The sequence below is a fragment of the Clostridium intestinale DSM 6191 genome, from assembly GCF_900130055.1.
In the GTDB taxonomy this organism is placed as follows: Bacteria; Bacillota; Clostridia; order Clostridiales; family Clostridiaceae; genus Clostridium_T; species Clostridium_T intestinale.
This window is the reverse complement of the sequence record NZ_FQXU01000009.1, coordinates 184,524-201,351: the sequence shown is the minus strand read 5'-3', so window position 1 is coordinate 201,351 and position 16,828 is coordinate 184,524. Positions and strand designations below refer to the sequence as shown.

The window sequence follows — 16,828 nt, the reverse complement described above, 5'->3', positions numbered from 1 at the left end:
TTTGTCAAACGGATGTTCTGTAAAATTATGTTATTTTATTTATTTGCAAAATAAAACCCAATGATTTACATTGGGTTAACAATCAATTAAACATCATAAATGCCTATTTGTCTTACGTGTTTTGTATGACTCCACTCTTTATTGTTCTTGTTTAATATACCTTGAATGGTTATAGGTATCCAAGTTAAAGTATAAATGGCATACAATAAGTATCTAAAGAAAGCTAAGAAACCCTTTTTGCCTAATAATACAAAGGAAATAATAAAAAATCCTATTGTATAAAGCGCATGAACTCCAGTAATAATATACATATTTTTAACGCCATCTAACAATACTGGGAAAATAAACGCATTAAGTGAATATGCTGCAAAAACCGCAAGTAATTTTCCTGAAACCTTTTTATCCTTAAATAATACAAAAGGGGTAAATAAAAATTGTACCATCAAGAAAATTCCCCATACAGTATTACTAAATAGACTCTTTATTTCAAATATATTCAATCCACTTTCTACATTGGCTTGCAAGAATGACAATCCTAATGATATTCCTAAAAGTAGAACTACAAAAGGTTGTGCAACATATAAAGCACAATCAAAAGCTCTAAAGTCTCTATCTTTTATTGCTTTTTTAACAAGTCTTGTGAAAAATCTTGTTGCAACGTCTGCAAATCCTTGCATCCATCTTTTTCTTTGACTCCAAGATTGTTTTAAAGTAAGTGGTTTTTCATCATATATTATTGCATCATGAGCCCAACCAACTCTTTCGTTATTTAAAATAAGCTTACAGCTAAATTCCAAATCCTCTGTTAGACAAGTTGCACCCCATCCAAGCTTCTTAAGAATATTTATGTCTATTGCGAAACCTGTTCCACCAATTTGGTTAGATAAACCTAAGTTTTCTCTTGATAATTGGAACATTCTATTTTGAGACCAAAATGCTATAGAATAAGCGCTTGCAATCCATGAATCTTCTGGGTTTTTAGAATCAAGATAGCCTTGGACAACTTTAAATCCTTCATTCATCTTAGCATTTATTTCTCTTAAGAACTCTGTTGAAACTAAATTATCCGCATCAAATATAGCAACTGCATCATAGTTCTCTTTCATTTTGAATATTTTATCAAACATCCATTCAAGAGCGTAACCTTTACCTCTTTTTTCTTTGTCATTTCTTTCAAAAACTTTAACACCATGTGCTCTAGAAATTTCAGCTGTTTTATCTGTACAGTTATCTGCAATTACAAATACATCATAAAGCTCTTTTGGATAATTAAGCTTTCCCATGCTGTCCAGCAAATTACTAATAACAACTTCTTCATTGTGAGCTGCAACTATTAACGCATATTTCTTATTTGCTGTATAATCCTTCTCCTTATTTTTTCTAAAAAGACCAAATACCGCTATTATCAAATAGTATCCAGTAATACAAAATACAAATATTTGAAATATGCCAGTAATGACTGAAATGTAGTATTCCATCCTACTCACTCCTAAAATTATATTTAAATTCATGTACATCCAATTTTATTTCCATTTAAAAAATTAATTGTCTATTCCATTTATGTACCCCTACTAATATATTGCATAGTATAAAAAAAATCAAGTGCTCTCTTACTCTCAAGTATGTATTATTTTTCTTATATTTTTCTTAAAAAACTATTGCAATTTAATTAAAATATGATAATATTTTTAAAATTTATACTGATTAAATCAAAAATAATAAAATACACTTTATATTTTTGATAAGTTAAAAATTAATATAATACATATATATTAGTATTTGAACAATAAGAATGCTGGGAATTCCATATGTAAACTTTTTATGTTTAGTTTTATGTCTAAAGAAATTCATTCCACCTATTATTCCTAAACTTCCTCCAAACATAGCTATTAAAAATATAGTACTTTCTTTAGTTCTCCAATTCTTTTTTATAGCTGCTCTTTTATCTTTCCACATTATGATTAATCCTATTAAATTTAATATAAAAAAATATATATAAATATGTTTATTCAAAACAATACCTCTCTATAAACGAAATAATTTATTATTCCTTCTCTCTTAAGGATAGGCTAAAATTTTATTAAATTCCACTACAAATTTCTTAAGATTTTTTATCAAATGAAAAAATGCTGTATCTTTAAACTTAAAGATACAGCATAAAATTTATACTACCCCTTGTGCTAACATGGCATTAGCCACTTTTATAAAACCTGCAATATTGGCTCCAATAATTAAATTATCTTCTTCACCATACTCTTTTGCAGTATTTTTTATATTATTAAATATATTGCTCATTATTTCTTTTAATCTTTCATCAACTTCTTCAAAGCTCCAAGCATATCTCATACTATTTTGAGACATCTCTAGTGCTGAACAAGCTACTCCACCAGCATTTGCAGCTTTCGATGGACCAAATAATATATTATTTTTTAAAAATAAATCTATAGCATCTAATGTAGAGGGCATATTAGCACCTTCTGATACAGCTATAACAGCATTTTTTATAAGTTCACTTGCTCCATGTTCATCTATCTCACCTTGAGTTGCACAAGGAAGAGCTATATCACATTTATTACTCCAAATCCCCTTATAATTATCTACAAACTTAGCTGTTGGTTTATCTTTTATATACTCCTTAATTCTTGCTCTTTTTATTTCTTTTATGTCCTTAAGCATCTTTAAATCAATGCCATTTTCATCATATATATATCCACTAGAATCTGAACAAGCTACTATTTTAGCTCCTAGTTCTATAGCTTTTTCCATAGCATAAATAGCTACATTTCCAGATCCTGAAACGATCACTTTTTTCCCTTTAAAACTTAGTCCTTTATTCTTTAGCATTTCTTCTGTAAAATATACAAGGCCGTATCCCGTAGCTTGAGTTCTAACTAGGCTACCTCCAAAGGTAATACCTTTTCCAGTTAATACACCTTGATCACTCATGCTTTTTATCTTTTTATAATATCCATACATATACCCTATTTCTCTAGCACCAACACCTATATCTCCTGCTGGTATATCCATATCTGAGCCTATATATTTATACAATTCTCCCATAAAAGCTTGGCAAAATCTCATAATTTCATTATCTGATTTTCCCTTAGGATCAAAGTCAGCTCCACCTTTTCCGCCACCTATAGCTAAGCCTGTTAGTGAGTTTTTAAAAATCTGCTCAAACCCTAAAAACTTTATAATACTTTGGTTTACTGTAGGATGAAATCTGATACCACCTTTATAAGGTCCTATAGCTGAATTAAACTGAACCCTATATCCTCTGTTTACATGAATTTTTCCTGTATCATCTACCCAAGGAACTCTAAAGTATATTAATCTTTCTGGTTCAGTTATCCTTTCTAATAAAGCAGCTTCAATAAAGTTAGGATTTTTATCAAATACAGGTGCTAAAGAGGTTAATACCTCTCTTACTGCATCAAAAAATTCTATCTCCCCTGGATTTCTTTTTTTAACTATATCTAATACCGATTCTACATATTCAATACCTTTCATATCTTCCTCCTAGCAAAAAATTGTTATGCCTTAAAAATTTAGAAAGGCTATATGTTACATATCTTAAGCGTCTAAATTAATATGACAATATCCACCTGGATTCTTTTTTAAATAACTTTGATGATATTCTTCTCCATCATAAAAACATTTTAATGGTTCTATCTCTGTAACTATTGGTTTATCATATTTTAATTGTTCTTTTTCTTTATATTCATTTATAACCTCTAAATCTTCTTCATCAATATAATATATTCCAGTCCTATATTGATGACCTATATCTGGTCCTTGTCTATTTAAAACTGTTGGATCTATTATTCCAAAATATTTTTCTAAAATCTTATCTAAAGTTACTTCCTCTTTTGCATACTCTATGTATATAACCTCGGCATGACCAGTTAATCCTGTACATACCTCCTCATAGGTTGGATTTTCTTTATGTCCATTAGCATAACCTACTTTAGTTTCCTTAACTCCATTAATTCTAGAAAAATACTCTTCAACTCCCCAAAAGCATCCTCCAGCTAAAACTATTTTTTTCATAAAAATCACCTCTTTAAAAAATGTTATATTATATTATTATATTATTAAAAAAAATTATAAGGAATACTTTTATGTTTAAAATATATACTAAATTTACTTTATAAAATTAAGGAGAAACTTTTTATGAAAATAGGCTATGCATGTATCCCTTTAACTATCCCCTTTAGAACCAATAGAAGACTATTACTTAAAGACTTTACATATGAAAAAGCTTCAGAAATTATAGAAAGTAATCTTTCAGATTTACATAAAATACTAGAATATAATAAAAAAAGAGAGATTGACCTTTTTAGAATATCTTCAGATATAATTCCTCTAGGAAGCCATGAAATTAATGATTTACCTTGGAAAACCATATTTAAATCTGAGCTAACCTCTATAGGAAATTACATAAAAGAAAATTCTTTTAGAGTATCCATGCATCCTGGTCAATATACCATTATTAATTCTCCAAGTGAAGATATAGTAAATAAATCCATACGAGACTTTGAATATCACACAGATTTTTTAGATTCTTTAGAGCTTGACTATACTCATAAATTAATTTTACATATAGGTGGAGTTTATGGTGATAAGCCTCTTGCTAAAAAACGCTTTATAGAAAATTTCAAAAGACTCTCCTCTTCTGCACAAAAAAGAATGATTATAGAAAATGATGAAAAAAATTATTCTTTAGAAGACGTTTTAGAAATAAGTGAAAAAATTAATATTCCTGTTGTATATGATAATCTTCATAATACTTGTTATGGTAGTAATGACTTAAGTGTCAAAGAAATTTATAAATTAGTACACAAAACCTGGAAAAAAGAAGATGGAAATATGAAAGTTCATTATTCTCAGCAAGCCGAAAATAAAAAAATAGGTTCTCACTCTACAACAATTAATATTGAGGACTTTTTAGAATATTTTAAAGAAGCAAAAGACTTTAATCCAGATATAATGCTTGAGGTTAAAGATAAAGATATATCTGCTATAAAGGTTATTAATTCCCTAAATTCTCTTAAAGGAACTAATACTAAGTCCACAATAACAGAAGAATGGGCTAAATATAAGTATGTTGTTATGGCATATAATTATGAATCTTATAAAACATGTAGGAAAATAATTAAGGATAATGGAGATATATTATCTTTATATAAATATATAGATGAAACTTTAAAAAATCCTTTGGATGAAGGAAACTATATAAATACTTTACATCATGTATGGGGATACTTTAAAGACATCTCAAAAACTCAAGAAAAAAATCATTTCACAAAAATGATGAGTGAAAAAAAGTTTTCTAGTGCTAAAGATTATCTATTTAAACTTACTAATAAATACGATGTTGAGTATTTAAAAAAGGGTTATTTTTTTCATGAAATACCCTAAAATAACAATTAACTATTTCTAATAAATTTCTTTGAATTATTAAATAATATATTTATTATTAATTTATTTCTTTACAAATTGACAATTTTACATATACAATATAAAATAATCAATATAATTAAATATTTATGCGATGAAAAAGAAAAGTAATAATATAATCCTTACAGAGAAGTTGTGTTTGGTGGAAACAACTAGGTTAATATTATGAAGGGAACTTTGGAGTATTTATCTTTTAAGTTGGGCATTTGCTAAGAAGGGTGGAACCGCGGATTATTTCGTCCCTTTATTGGTAAGGTCCTTTTTGTTTATTAAATTTTAGATAGGAGTAGATATCAATGAAAGCAATTTTAACAGTACTAGGACAAGATAAAGTAGGAATTATAGCTGGAATAAGTCATGAGCTTCAAGAATTAAATATAAATATTCTTGATGTCAACCAAACAATAATGCAAGGATATTTTACTATGATAATGATGTTAGACCTAGAAAAAAGCGAAAAATCTTTCGAAGACATAAAAAATTCTTTAGTTTTAAAAGGTGAATCTCTTGGAGTTAATGTAAAAATCCAAAGAGAAGAAATTTTTAATTCCATGCACACACTATAATTGGGGGGTAACTAATGAACGTTAATAATATTTTAGAAACCATAAAAATGATTGAAGAAGAAAAGTTAGATATAAGAACCATAACTATGGGTATATCTTTACTTGATTGCATAGATCCAGATATAGATAAAGCATGCTCTAAAATATATGATAAGATAACTAACTCTGCCAAAGATTTAGTTAAAGTGGGTAATGAAATTGAAACAGAGTTTGGTATTCCTATAGTAAATAAAAGAGTATCAGTTACTCCTATCTCAATAATAGGTGGTGCAACTGATGCAGATAACTATCTTAAGTTTGCTGAAACCTTAGATAGAGCTGCTGAAACTTTAGGCGTAGATTTTATAGGTGGATTCTCTGCTCTTGTACATAAAGGCTACACCAAAGGAGACGAAATACTTATCAAATCAATACCTGAAGCTTTAGCAAAAACTAAAAAAGTGTGCTCCTCTGTAAATGTTGGTTCAAGTAAATGTGGAATTAACATGGATGCTGTTAAACAAATGGGAGAAATAATTAAACAAACTGCTGAACTTACTAAAGATACTCAAGGTTTAGGTTGTGCTAAGCTTGTTGTATTTGCTAATGCTGTAGAGGATAATCCATTTATGGCTGGAGCTTTTCACGGAGTTGGGGAAGCTGATAAAGTAATTAATGTAGGTGTAAGTGGTCCTGGTGTTGTTAAAATTGCTTTAGAAAAAGTGAAAGGTGAATCTTTTGATGTGGTTGCTGAAACAATCAAAAAGACAGCCTTCAAAATAACAAGAATGGGTCAGTTAGTTGCTCTTGAAGCTTCAAGTAGATTAGGGGTTCCATTTGGAATAGTAGATTTATCTTTAGCTCCAACGCCTGCTATAGGAGATTCTGTTGCTCACATATTAGAAGAGATGGGCTTAGAAGTTGTTGGAACTCATGGAACTACAGCTGCTCTTGCACTTCTAAATGATGCAGTAAAAAAAGGTGGAGTTATGGCTTGTGGCCACGTTGGTGGATTAAGCGGCGCATTTATTCCTGTTTCTGAAGATGCTGGAATGATTGATGCAGTTATGAAGGGCTCTTTAAATCTTGAAAAACTTGAAGCTATGACTGCTATTTGTTCAGTTGGATTAGATATGATAGCAATCCCTGGCGATACTTCTGCTTCAACTATAGCTGCAATGATTGCTGATGAATCTGCAATAGGTGTTATAAATAATAAAACAACTGCCGTTAGACTCATCCCTGCTCCTGGTACTAAAGTTGGAGATATAGTTCATTTTGGTGGATTACTTGGTTACGCTCCTGTAATGCCTACAAATAAATTCTCTTCTTTTGATTTCATTCAAAGGGGTGGAAGAATACCAGCTCCTATACATTCATTTAAAAACTAATAAAAATTAAAACCTGACTACTTGAGCACTTAAGTACATGACTACCTGAGTACTTGAGTCCTCAGCTTAATAATAAAATGGGGGTGCAAAAAAATGCCTTTAAAAATTCCTAGCGATTTACCTGCTTTTAATATATTAAAAGAGGAAAATATATTTGTAATGAGTGATTCAAGGGCTGAGTCTCAAGATATAAGACCTCTTAAAATAGCTATTTTAAATCTAATGCCTACAAAAATTTCAACAGAAACTCAACTGCTTAGGCATTTAGCTAATTCACCATTACAAGTAGATATAACATTACTTCAAACTCGTACTCATACTTCTTCCCATACGGCTTCTCAACATTTAGATAAATTCTATAATTATTTTGAAGATGTAAAAGACCAAAAGTTTGATGGATTAATTATAACTGGAGCTCCAGTTGAACATTTGGTATTTGAAGAAGTAAACTATTGGAATGAGCTTGAAGAAATTTTAGACTGGAGCAGTCATAATGTATTTTCAACCTTGCATATTTGTTGGGGAGCGCAAGCTGGATTATATTATCACTATGGAGTTCCAAAATATAAACTAAGTAATAAAGTATTTGGGGTTTACCCTCATGTAGTATACAAAAATAATCATGAACTTTTAAGAGGATTAGATGATATTTTCTATGCTCCTCATTCAAGGCATACAGAAGTATTAAGAGAAGATATAGCAAAAATTCCTGAGTTAGAAATTCTTTCTGAATCTGAAGAATCTGGTGTATTTATAGTTTCTGAAAAGTCTGGGAGAAAGATATTTATAACTGGTCATCTAGAGTATGAAAGATCTACTTTAAGAGATGAATATTTACGTGACGTAAATAAAGGTTTAGATATAGATATTCCTGATAATTATTTCCCTAATAACGATCCTTCAAAACTTCCTTACGTTACTTGGAGAGCATCAGCTAATATAATTTTTTCTAACTGGCTGAATTATTGTGTATATCAAAAGACTCCGTTTAATTTAGAAGATTTAAAATAGAGAAAAACCATTATAGCTTGTACAACCTATAGCTATAATGGTTTTTATTTATATCTTAAACATTTCTAATTCTTTTACTAATTTATCGTTAGCACTTTGTGATTTTTCATCCATCTCTAATATTTCATTAGCATCTTGCAATAAATATGATGTTGTTTCTGTAATATTAGTTATTCCTATGGTTCCTTGATTTGAAGCTTCAGCTATATTTGTGATAACTTCATTTAAGTTTCTAATAGAAGCTAATATTTCTTCTGATGTGCTAGAGAAATCTGTTATTATCTCTTGCATGAAATCAGCATCTTTTGCATAATCTTCACCAGTTACAACAGAAGTTTCATAATCTTTTATAACTATGTTGTTTATGAAATCTATTAGAGCCTTTGAACTTTCCACTAATCTATTAACTGTACCAGTTACTCCAGATGTAACACTTTGTATCTTTCCTACAGCTTCTTGAGAATCTTCCGCAAGTTTTCTTATTTCGTCTGCAACTACTGCAAAGCCTTTTCCTGCTTCCCCTACTCTAGCTGCTTCTATAGCTGCATTTAAGGCTAAAAGATTAGTTTGTGATGTTATTTCTAATATAGACTCTGTTAGTATCTTAACTTTCTCAACTGATTTAGAATCCTCTATAGCAGAAGCTAAGTCATTTTGATGTTTTCTACCTATCTCTGATGCTGTTTCCTTTGAAAGCAATGATTTTTCTTTTAATGAATTTGCTCTCTTTGTTATATCATGAACTATGTTAAGTGAATGGTTAGCTTTATCAGATATACCTTCAAGGGCCTTTTCAAGTTCCTGAGATGATGCACTCATTTCTTCCGTAGATGCACCTGTTTCTTCCATACCTGCTGCTATATGTTCTGTAGTTTCACTCATATCCTTAACTTTATTATGAAGGTTATTTACTAGATTATTTACTGAACTAGATGTTTCCACTGTTACATCTGAACTTTCTTTAACCTTAGAAAGAACTGCTTTAGTATTTCTCTGCATCTCGTCTAGTGCTAAATACATAGTACCAATTTCATCTTTTCTAGTTTTTAATTTTTCTGGAATTTCTTTTCTATAATCTCCTGAGGATATAGTTTTTATGTACTCTACAAATTCTTTTATTGATTTAACTATCCCTTGAGTAACCGCTCTCGTAATTGCTACATTTAAAGCTGCAAATAATAAAACTAATCCAATTATTACCTTTATTATTAATCCCATTTCTTTTTTATTATTCGCTTTAAGAGTTGCTACTTCTTCAGTTTTACTTTTGGATATTATATCTAAAGTACCATCTATAGAGCCTAAGGATTCCGTAGCCGTTATTATATCTTTTTTAACCTTGTCCTCATTTGTAACATAATCTTTTAAATCAATATTTATGTTATTTAATGTTTGCGAACGTGTTTGCAATAATCCGATATAACTTTCCTTTATGCCATAATTATTATCCGTAACATCTTTAATCTCATCATTTAGTTGTTTAAGTTTTCTCTTATAGTCTTCTTGCAAGGATGTTAAAACATTTTTATCTTTATAATTTTGTCCCGCCGATGAAAGTGCTACCCTTAAGTCTCTAGAACTATTGTTTATTTGTACTAACTTTTGTAAGAATACTACATTGTTATTATAAAGGTCATCTATTTTGTTATCTGCAACTTTCAAAAAAACAGTAGATATTCCACCAAATAGAAGCGTTATTATAATTGAACCAATAGAAAGTATTCTTATTTTTTTACTAATTTTTAGATTATCCATCTTACTCCCACCTTTCTTGTAATCTTTTGTTATATTTTATGTATATTTAGAACAAAACTCAGCCAATATGGCTGAGTTAATTACTTTATTAAATTTAAAATTATGGTATTAACTGCAAATGCTGCCATTAAAACAACCGTTATTCGGGCTAACATTGCCTCTCTTGTTCTACCTTTATTCTTTGAAAAAAATGTTTCGCTTCTGCCTTGAATTAATCCACTTAATCCATCTGATTTACTAGGTTGAAGTAATATGGTTATAATTATTCCTAATCCTAATAGCGATTCTAATACTATCAATAGTGTCTCCATTGGGCACCTCCTACTTTCCGTTTAAAATACCTTAGTATATAATAACATAATGCTTCCATTATTACAATAATTATTAATGTTAATCCTAGACTTAAAAAAGGTAATGAGATTAACCCCATTACCTTTAAGAAAAACTATTTTACGTTGAAGAATGCTTTTCTACCTCTGTATTCTGCAACTTCTCCTAATTCTTCTTCAATTCTTAATAATTGATTGTATTTAGCAACTCTTTCAGATCTTGCTGGAGCTCCTGTTTTTATTTGTCCTGCGTTAACAGCAACAACTAAATCAGCTATTGTAACATCTTCTGTTTCACCACTTCTGTGTGATACTACTGCTGTGTATCCAGCTCTGTTAGCCATCTCTATTGAGTTTAATGTTTCAGTTAAAGTTCCTATTTGGTTAAGTTTAATTAAGATTGAGTTTGCAACTCCTTTATTTATACCATCTTCTAATCTCTTAGTATTAGTTACAAATAAATCGTCTCCAACTAATTGGATCTTGCTTCCTAATCTATCAGTTAGTAGCTTCCAACCTTCCCAATCTTCTTCTGCCATTCCATCTTCTAAAGATATTATTGGATATTTTTCTACCCATTTAGCATAGAAATCGACCATTTCTGCTGCTGTTAAAGTTTTTCCTTCATTTTCTAATACATACATACCATCTTTATAGAATTCTGAAGATGCAGCATCTATAGCTATAAATACATCTTTTCCTGGCTCATAACCAGCTTTTTGTATAGCTTCTATAATAACTTCTAAAGCTTCTTCGTTACTCTTTAGGTTAGGTGCAAATCCACCTTCATCACCCACACCAGTAGCATAAGATTTATCATTTAAGATCTTCTTTAATGCATGGTATACTTCAGCAGATATTCTTAATGCATCGCTAAAGCTTGCAGCTCCAACTGGCATTATCATAAATTCTTGTAAATCAACTGAGTTATCAGCATGTTTACCACCGTTTATAATGTTCATCATAGGAACTGGAAGAACTTTTGCATTTACTCCACCTATATATTGATATAAAGGTAATCCAAGATAGTTAGCAGCAGCTTTAGCTACAGCTAAAGAAACACCTAATATAGCGTTTGCTCCTAATTTACCTTTATTGTCTGTACCATCTAAATCTATTAATACCTTATCTATTAAAGGCTGATCAAAAACGTTCATTCCTATTAATTCTGTAGCGATTTCTTCATTAACATTTTCTACTGCTTTTAAAACACCTTTACCTAAGTATTGGCTATTATCTCCATCTCTTAACTCAACTGCTTCATATATACCAGTTGAAGCTCCTGAAGGAACTGCTGCTCTACCTACTGTTCCATCTTCTAGTACTACCTCAACCTCTACAGTTGGAAAACATCTTGAATCTAATATTTGTCTAGCTACTACGTCTACAATCTCAACGTATTGTTTCATAAGAAATTACCTCCTTAAATTTAAATACTCATTTTATTATTTCATTTTGTAATAATAATAATACAGCTATGTTAATTTTAAAACATTTTCGTACTAATTATTACTATAATAATAGTATTTTTCCTTTTTACAGTTATATTATACCTTTTATTTTACATAAATTCAACCAATTGAAATCAATTATCATTTATTTTCATGTTAAACCTTCCTAAAAATTATATTACCTACTTTCTATATTAGTACCAAAAAATAAAAAAGAAGCTATCTCAGATTTTTAATAGCTTCTTTTTTACCTAATCATTTAATATTAAGTTTAAAATATTTATCAATTTTGCTCTTCCACACTTTGGCCACATTTCTATCAAACTCTTTTATATTTTCAAGAAAGCTTTCTAATGCATCTACTCCTTCTAACCCCTTCATTAAATGTCTAGGATATTCTCTTCTTCTTACGTAATTATCTTTTGGATCTATAACTCTTATGTTCCCTTTATCATCAACGTATATATCTCTACATCTTATGTCCAGTTTGGTGAATTTTAGCCTTTTAAACTCCTTAATCAAATCATATAACTGCCTAGATATATCTTTAGTTAAGCCTACCTTTTTGATGTATTTATCTAATCTGATTCCATCTACCATTTCTCTTATAATATAGTAATCTCCGTACTTCGTCATTTTAGGAAAATATTTAGATCCTTTAGCCTTTTTTAAGGTATAGGCTTCTTTTAAACAGATTTTTTTATCATAAAATATCTTTATGATTTTTTTACCAGGCAGTAGATACACAACTCCATTATGTCCTCTGTCTAAATACTCACCTTGTCTAAAGAGCTTTTCAACTTCTTCATCAAAATCTAAGCTGACATCATATTTTTTATCCATACTTATACCCAAATACATTGCTTTATATTTATACTATGCACCACTCCCTTATTTTGACAATTACAATAAATATCTTAAAAGGAATTTATCCATACTTTTTAAAAAAAAGCTATTTACTAAAATTCCCCCAACCCCTTCTATAAGCCTCTTTGAGTATTTATTATCCTCATAGCAAGTTATTATTATTTTATCTAACTCTAGTTCCTTTGCTCTTTTTAATCCATATTCTAATAACATCTTTCCATACCCTTTATTTCTTTCAGATATAGAAACAAAATAACTTACATTCCCTCCAATCACGAGCTGCTCTACTGATGGTTTTTTTCTTAAAACCACATCACCTAAAAATCTTTCACCATCTACTAACCAATAGTATTCTTCACTTTCCCAAACCTTTGAAACTTCTTCCATGAATATTTCAAAGCTACGAACACTATAATTTAGTTCATTATCTTCTTTATTATTTTTGCTATCATTAATTGCACTTATAAAACTTTTAAAATATTTTTCTTGCGGCTTAATAAATTTTTTCATATTTTCTCCTACAATTTTTAATATTCTAATTATAGTGTCTAAATAATAAAAGGTACAGACTATTTTTGTATAGCCTGTACCTTTTAAAACATTATATTTTAGTGTTTACAACTAGATGCTTTACTACAACCAGAGCACCCACTACAACTTCCTCCACTTTTAGAGGATTTATAAGTTCTATATCCTGCAAAACCTATGATGCCAAATACAATAGCTCCAACTATAAATGTAGCCATATTACATCGCCGCCTTTTTTTCTATTGATCCTTCAATAATTTTTGAAGAAACTTTACTTGGTTTTCTAAATAATAAATATATTATTCCTGCAATTAATGCAAATCCTACAGCAGTTCCTATTCCAAAGCTTCCACCTGAAATAAATGATCCTACTTGGAATACAATTAATGCAAGTACATATGCAAATATTGTTTGATAGCTAAGAGCAAAAGCTGTCCACTTTCCTGATTTCATTTCACCACGTAATGCACCTATAGCTGCAAAACATGGAGCACAAATTAAGTTAAATACAAGGAATGAGTATGCAGCAAGTGGCGTAAATGCAGCTTGAAGATTTCCCCAAACCTCTGCACCATCTTCAGCAACTTCAGCAAATCCATAAAGAATACCAAATGTTCCTACTACATTTTCTTTTGCTATTAATCCAGTAAATGTTGCTACAGCTGCTTGCCATTCACCCCATCCAAGTGGTGCAAATATAGGTGCTATAACACGTCCTATACTAGCAAGTATAGAATCAGTAGTATCAACCATTTCCATGCTCCAGCTAAATGAGCTTAAGAACCATACACCAACAGTAGCAAGAAGTATTACAGTAGTTGCCTTCTTAATAAACGCCTTTGATCTGTCCCATGTATGAATAAGAAGATTCTTAATTCCAGGTACATGATATGCAGGAAGTTCCATAACAAATGGTGCTGGATCTCCAACAAAAAGTTTTGTTTTCTTAAGCATAATACCTGATGTGATTATTGCTCCTATTCCTAAGAAATAAGCAGATGGTCCAACCCAAGTTGATTCTGGGAATAAGGCTCCTGCTATAAGAGCTATTATAGGTAACTTAGCACTACATGGAATAAATGTAGTTGTCATTATTGTCATTCTTCTATCTTTTTCATTTTCAATTGTACGTGATGCCATAATCCCTGGAACACCACAACCTGTACCAATAAGTATTGGAATAAATGATTTACCTGATAGTCCAAACTTTTTGAATATACGATCCATTATAAAGGCTATACGTGCCATATATCCACAATCTTCTACTATAGCTAGGCATAAAAATAGTACCATCATTTGAGGTACGAAACCTAATACAGCTCCAACTCCACCTATTATACCATCCAATATTAATGAGTTAAGCCAATCCGCTGTTCCAATTGAAGTTAAGAAGTTTCCTACTGCTGTTGGTATAATATCTCCAAACAATACATCATTAACCCAGTCAGTAGCTAATGTTCCCACCGTAGATATAGATACGTAATAAACTCCAAACATTACTAATGCAAATATAGGTAAAGCAAGCCATCTATTTGTTACAATTTTGTCAATCTTATCCGATGTTGTTTGGTTAGTTTTATTTTTCTTATTAACTGATTGCTTTATAACCTCAGTTATATAATCATATCTCTCACTAGTTATAATACTTTCACTATCATCATCAAGTTTAGCTTCACAAGCTGTTATAATCTCTTCGATTTTATTTTTAACATCACTTGAAAGTACTACTTTTTCTTTAACTTTTTCATCTCTCTCAAATAATTTTATAGCAGTCCAATGAACATTTTCATTATTTAATGGAACTTTTATAATTTCAGCTATTTGTTCTATTGAACTTTCAACATCTTTTGAGAATTTATGAACAACTTGAGTAGTTTTTTTAGCTTTAGCAAGTTCTATAGCTTTCTCTGCTACTTCTTTTGATCCTATACCTTTTAAAGCTGATGCTTCAATAACCTCACAGCCAAGAGCTTGGCTTAATTTTTTTATGTCTATAACATCGCCATTTTTTCTAACGACATCAATCATATTTACTGCCACAACCATAGGTAAACCTATTTCTTTAAGTTGTGTAGTTAAGTATAAATTTCTTTCAATATTAGTACCATCAATAATATTTATAATAGCGTCTGGTTTTTCATTAACTAAATATTCTCTCGAAACAACTTCCTCTAAAGTATAAGGTGAAAGCGAATATATTCCAGGTAAATCTTGTATAATTATATCTTTATAACCTTTAAGTTTACCTTCTTTTTTTTCTACAGTTACCCCAGGCCAGTTACCTACGTGTTGTGAACTACCGGTTAAACTATTAAACATTGTGGTTTTACCACTATTAGGATTTCCGGCAAGAGCTATTTTAATTGACATTTATATCCCTCCTATTGGTGTGTTCTTTAAAGTATATATTAGTAAAAATTAGCTTCCTTAATCTACCTCAATCATTAATGCGTCTTCTTTTCTTAAACTAAGTTCATATCCTCTTACATTAATTTCTACAGGATCTCCAAGTGGAGCTACTTTTCTTATATAAACCTCAGTTCCTTTAGTTATACCCATGTCCATAAATCTTCTCTTAATAGCGCCTTGTCCATGTAGTTTAACAACCTTAACAGATTCACCACACTTAACATCTTTTAATGTTTTCATATTATATATCCCCTTTCTATATAAACATCCTACTTATTACACCATTATTCTGTTTGCCATAGACTTACTTAATGCTATACGAGCATCTTTTACATTAACAATTAAATCACCAGCCATCTCGTTAACCACTGTTACATTTCCCCCTATAACAAACCCAAGATGTTCTAGATGACGTCTAGTCTCATCATTACCTGTGATTCTCTTTATAATATTTGTTTCGCCTACTTTTATCATTGTAATTGGCATACCGTTCACTCCCTTTTCATTTAAAATAAATATCCATAGCCTTTTATCTATATGCAAATGAAAATTCTTTTCAATGATTAAATAATACACCTATAGATAATAATTTTCAATATCTTTTAGTATATTTTTTAACATTTTTATTATTAATATCCTACTTTTTCTTAAGTATACATTTACACACATATATCCTGTAGGAGCTTCTTCTCAAGCTCCATTAGATTCATTTTTATTTAGTCTAAGGATTAGACTGGCGCTGAGGATCACGCCTACCGATTAGGAGTGCACATATATACTGTAGAGACTTCTTCACAAGTCTCGTTAGATTCCTTTTAACCTCTGCCCTGTAGGAGCTTCTTCTCAAGCTCCATTAGATTCCTTTTAACTTCTATCCTGTAGAAGCTCTTCTTTTCAAGCTCCATTAAATTCCTTTTAACTTCAACATAATAAATTACGATATTGCGATATTACGACATTATGATATTACGACATTATGATATTACGACATTACGACATTACGACATTACGACATTCAGACATTCAGACATTCAGACATTCAGACATTCAGACATTCAGACATTCAGACATTCAGACATTCA

Annotated in this window: 17 protein-coding genes and 1 other annotated feature; of the genes, 4 read left to right on the top strand and 13 right to left on the bottom strand. The window is 30.2% G+C overall.

Annotation, left to right across the window (positions count from 1 at the left end; genetic code table 11):
* Window positions 1-86: 86 nt before the first annotated feature.
* The 4 genes from BUA92_RS15225 to msrA all read right to left on the bottom strand — a co-directional run bounded on the left by BUA92_RS15225 (window position 87) and on the right by msrA (window position 4,050).
* Window positions 87-1,478 carry a glycosyltransferase family 2 protein gene (locus BUA92_RS15225; protein ID WP_073020873.1) on the bottom strand — a complete coding sequence of 464 codons (1,392 nt, stop codon included), beginning with the start codon at window positions 1,476-1,478 and terminating at the stop codon, window positions 87-89.
* A 268-nt stretch (window positions 1,479-1,746) separates the two neighbouring features.
* A complete protein-coding gene (locus tag BUA92_RS15220; protein ID WP_073020871.1) occupies window positions 1,747-2,013 on the bottom strand; it encodes a DUF1294 domain-containing protein in 267 nt (88 codons plus the stop codon).
* A 150-nt stretch (window positions 2,014-2,163) separates the two neighbouring features.
* On the bottom strand, window positions 2,164-3,510 hold the full coding sequence (gdhA, locus tag BUA92_RS15215; RefSeq protein ID WP_073020869.1) for an NADP-specific glutamate dehydrogenase: 1,347 nt from the start codon (window positions 3,508-3,510) through the stop codon (window positions 2,164-2,166).
* Between the two features lie 63 nt (window positions 3,511-3,573).
* Window positions 3,574-4,050, bottom strand: a complete 477-nt coding sequence (gene msrA, locus BUA92_RS15210; protein WP_073020867.1) for a peptide-methionine (S)-S-oxide reductase MsrA — start codon at window positions 4,048-4,050, stop codon at window positions 3,574-3,576.
* 123 nt (window positions 4,051-4,173) lie between these two features.
* Between msrA and uvsE the strand changes: the two genes are divergently transcribed.
* From uvsE to metA, 4 genes are all read left to right on the top strand, one after another.
* Window positions 4,174-5,421: a UV DNA damage repair endonuclease UvsE gene (gene uvsE / locus BUA92_RS15205; protein WP_073020865.1), complete on the top strand. Its 1,248-nt coding sequence runs from the start codon at window positions 4,174-4,176 to the stop codon at window positions 5,419-5,421.
* A 124-nt stretch (window positions 5,422-5,545) separates the two neighbouring features.
* Window positions 5,546-5,707, top strand: a binding site (T-box leader).
* Window positions 5,708-5,756: 49 nt separating this feature from the next.
* Window positions 5,757-6,026: an ACT domain-containing protein gene (locus BUA92_RS15200; protein WP_073020863.1), complete on the top strand. Its 270-nt coding sequence runs from the start codon at window positions 5,757-5,759 to the stop codon at window positions 6,024-6,026.
* 14 nt (window positions 6,027-6,040) lie between these two features.
* Window positions 6,041-7,396: a PFL family protein gene (locus BUA92_RS15195; RefSeq protein WP_073020860.1), complete on the top strand. Its 1,356-nt coding sequence runs from the start codon at window positions 6,041-6,043 to the stop codon at window positions 7,394-7,396.
* Window positions 7,397-7,489: 93 nt separating this feature from the next.
* Window positions 7,490-8,407, top strand: a complete 918-nt coding sequence (gene metA / locus BUA92_RS15190; protein ID WP_073020858.1) for a homoserine O-acetyltransferase MetA — start codon at window positions 7,490-7,492, stop codon at window positions 8,405-8,407.
* Between the two features lie 48 nt (window positions 8,408-8,455).
* Here the strand turns inward: metA and BUA92_RS15185 are convergent, their stop codons facing one another.
* The 9 genes from BUA92_RS15185 to BUA92_RS15145 all read right to left on the bottom strand — a co-directional run bounded on the left by BUA92_RS15185 (window position 8,456) and on the right by BUA92_RS15145 (window position 16,232).
* On the bottom strand, window positions 8,456-10,162 hold the full coding sequence (locus BUA92_RS15185; RefSeq protein ID WP_073020856.1) for a methyl-accepting chemotaxis protein: 1,707 nt from the start codon (window positions 10,160-10,162) through the stop codon (window positions 8,456-8,458).
* A gap of 80 nt (window positions 10,163-10,242) precedes the next feature.
* A complete protein-coding gene (gene secG, locus BUA92_RS15180) occupies window positions 10,243-10,473 on the bottom strand; it encodes a preprotein translocase subunit SecG (RefSeq protein WP_073020854.1) in 231 nt (76 codons plus the stop codon).
* Window positions 10,474-10,607: 134 nt separating this feature from the next.
* Complete coding sequence (eno, locus tag BUA92_RS15175; protein WP_073020852.1) at window positions 10,608-11,900, bottom strand: phosphopyruvate hydratase; 1,293 nt, start codon at window positions 11,898-11,900, stop codon at window positions 10,608-10,610.
* 297 nt (window positions 11,901-12,197) lie between these two features.
* On the bottom strand, window positions 12,198-12,803 hold the full coding sequence (locus BUA92_RS15170) for a protein kinase (RefSeq protein WP_242950175.1): 606 nt from the start codon (window positions 12,801-12,803) through the stop codon (window positions 12,198-12,200).
* A 42-nt stretch (window positions 12,804-12,845) separates the two neighbouring features.
* A complete protein-coding gene (locus BUA92_RS15165) occupies window positions 12,846-13,319 on the bottom strand; it encodes a GNAT family N-acetyltransferase (protein ID WP_073020850.1) in 474 nt (157 codons plus the stop codon).
* 98 nt (window positions 13,320-13,417) lie between these two features.
* Window positions 13,418-13,555: a FeoB-associated Cys-rich membrane protein gene (locus BUA92_RS15160; RefSeq protein WP_021803036.1), complete on the bottom strand. Its 138-nt coding sequence runs from the start codon at window positions 13,553-13,555 to the stop codon at window positions 13,418-13,420.
* 1 nt (window position 13,556) lies between these two features.
* Window positions 13,557-15,707 (bottom strand): ferrous iron transport protein B, encoded by a 2,151-nt coding sequence (gene feoB / locus BUA92_RS15155; protein ID WP_073020848.1) that lies wholly within the window; start codon window positions 15,705-15,707, stop codon window positions 13,557-13,559.
* 57 nt (window positions 15,708-15,764) lie between these two features.
* On the bottom strand, window positions 15,765-15,986 hold the full coding sequence (locus tag BUA92_RS15150) for a FeoA family protein (protein ID WP_021803038.1): 222 nt from the start codon (window positions 15,984-15,986) through the stop codon (window positions 15,765-15,767).
* Window positions 15,987-16,022: 36 nt separating this feature from the next.
* Window positions 16,023-16,232 (bottom strand): FeoA family protein, encoded by a 210-nt coding sequence (locus BUA92_RS15145; protein ID WP_021803039.1) that lies wholly within the window; start codon window positions 16,230-16,232, stop codon window positions 16,023-16,025.
* Window positions 16,233-16,828 lie beyond the last annotated feature (596 nt).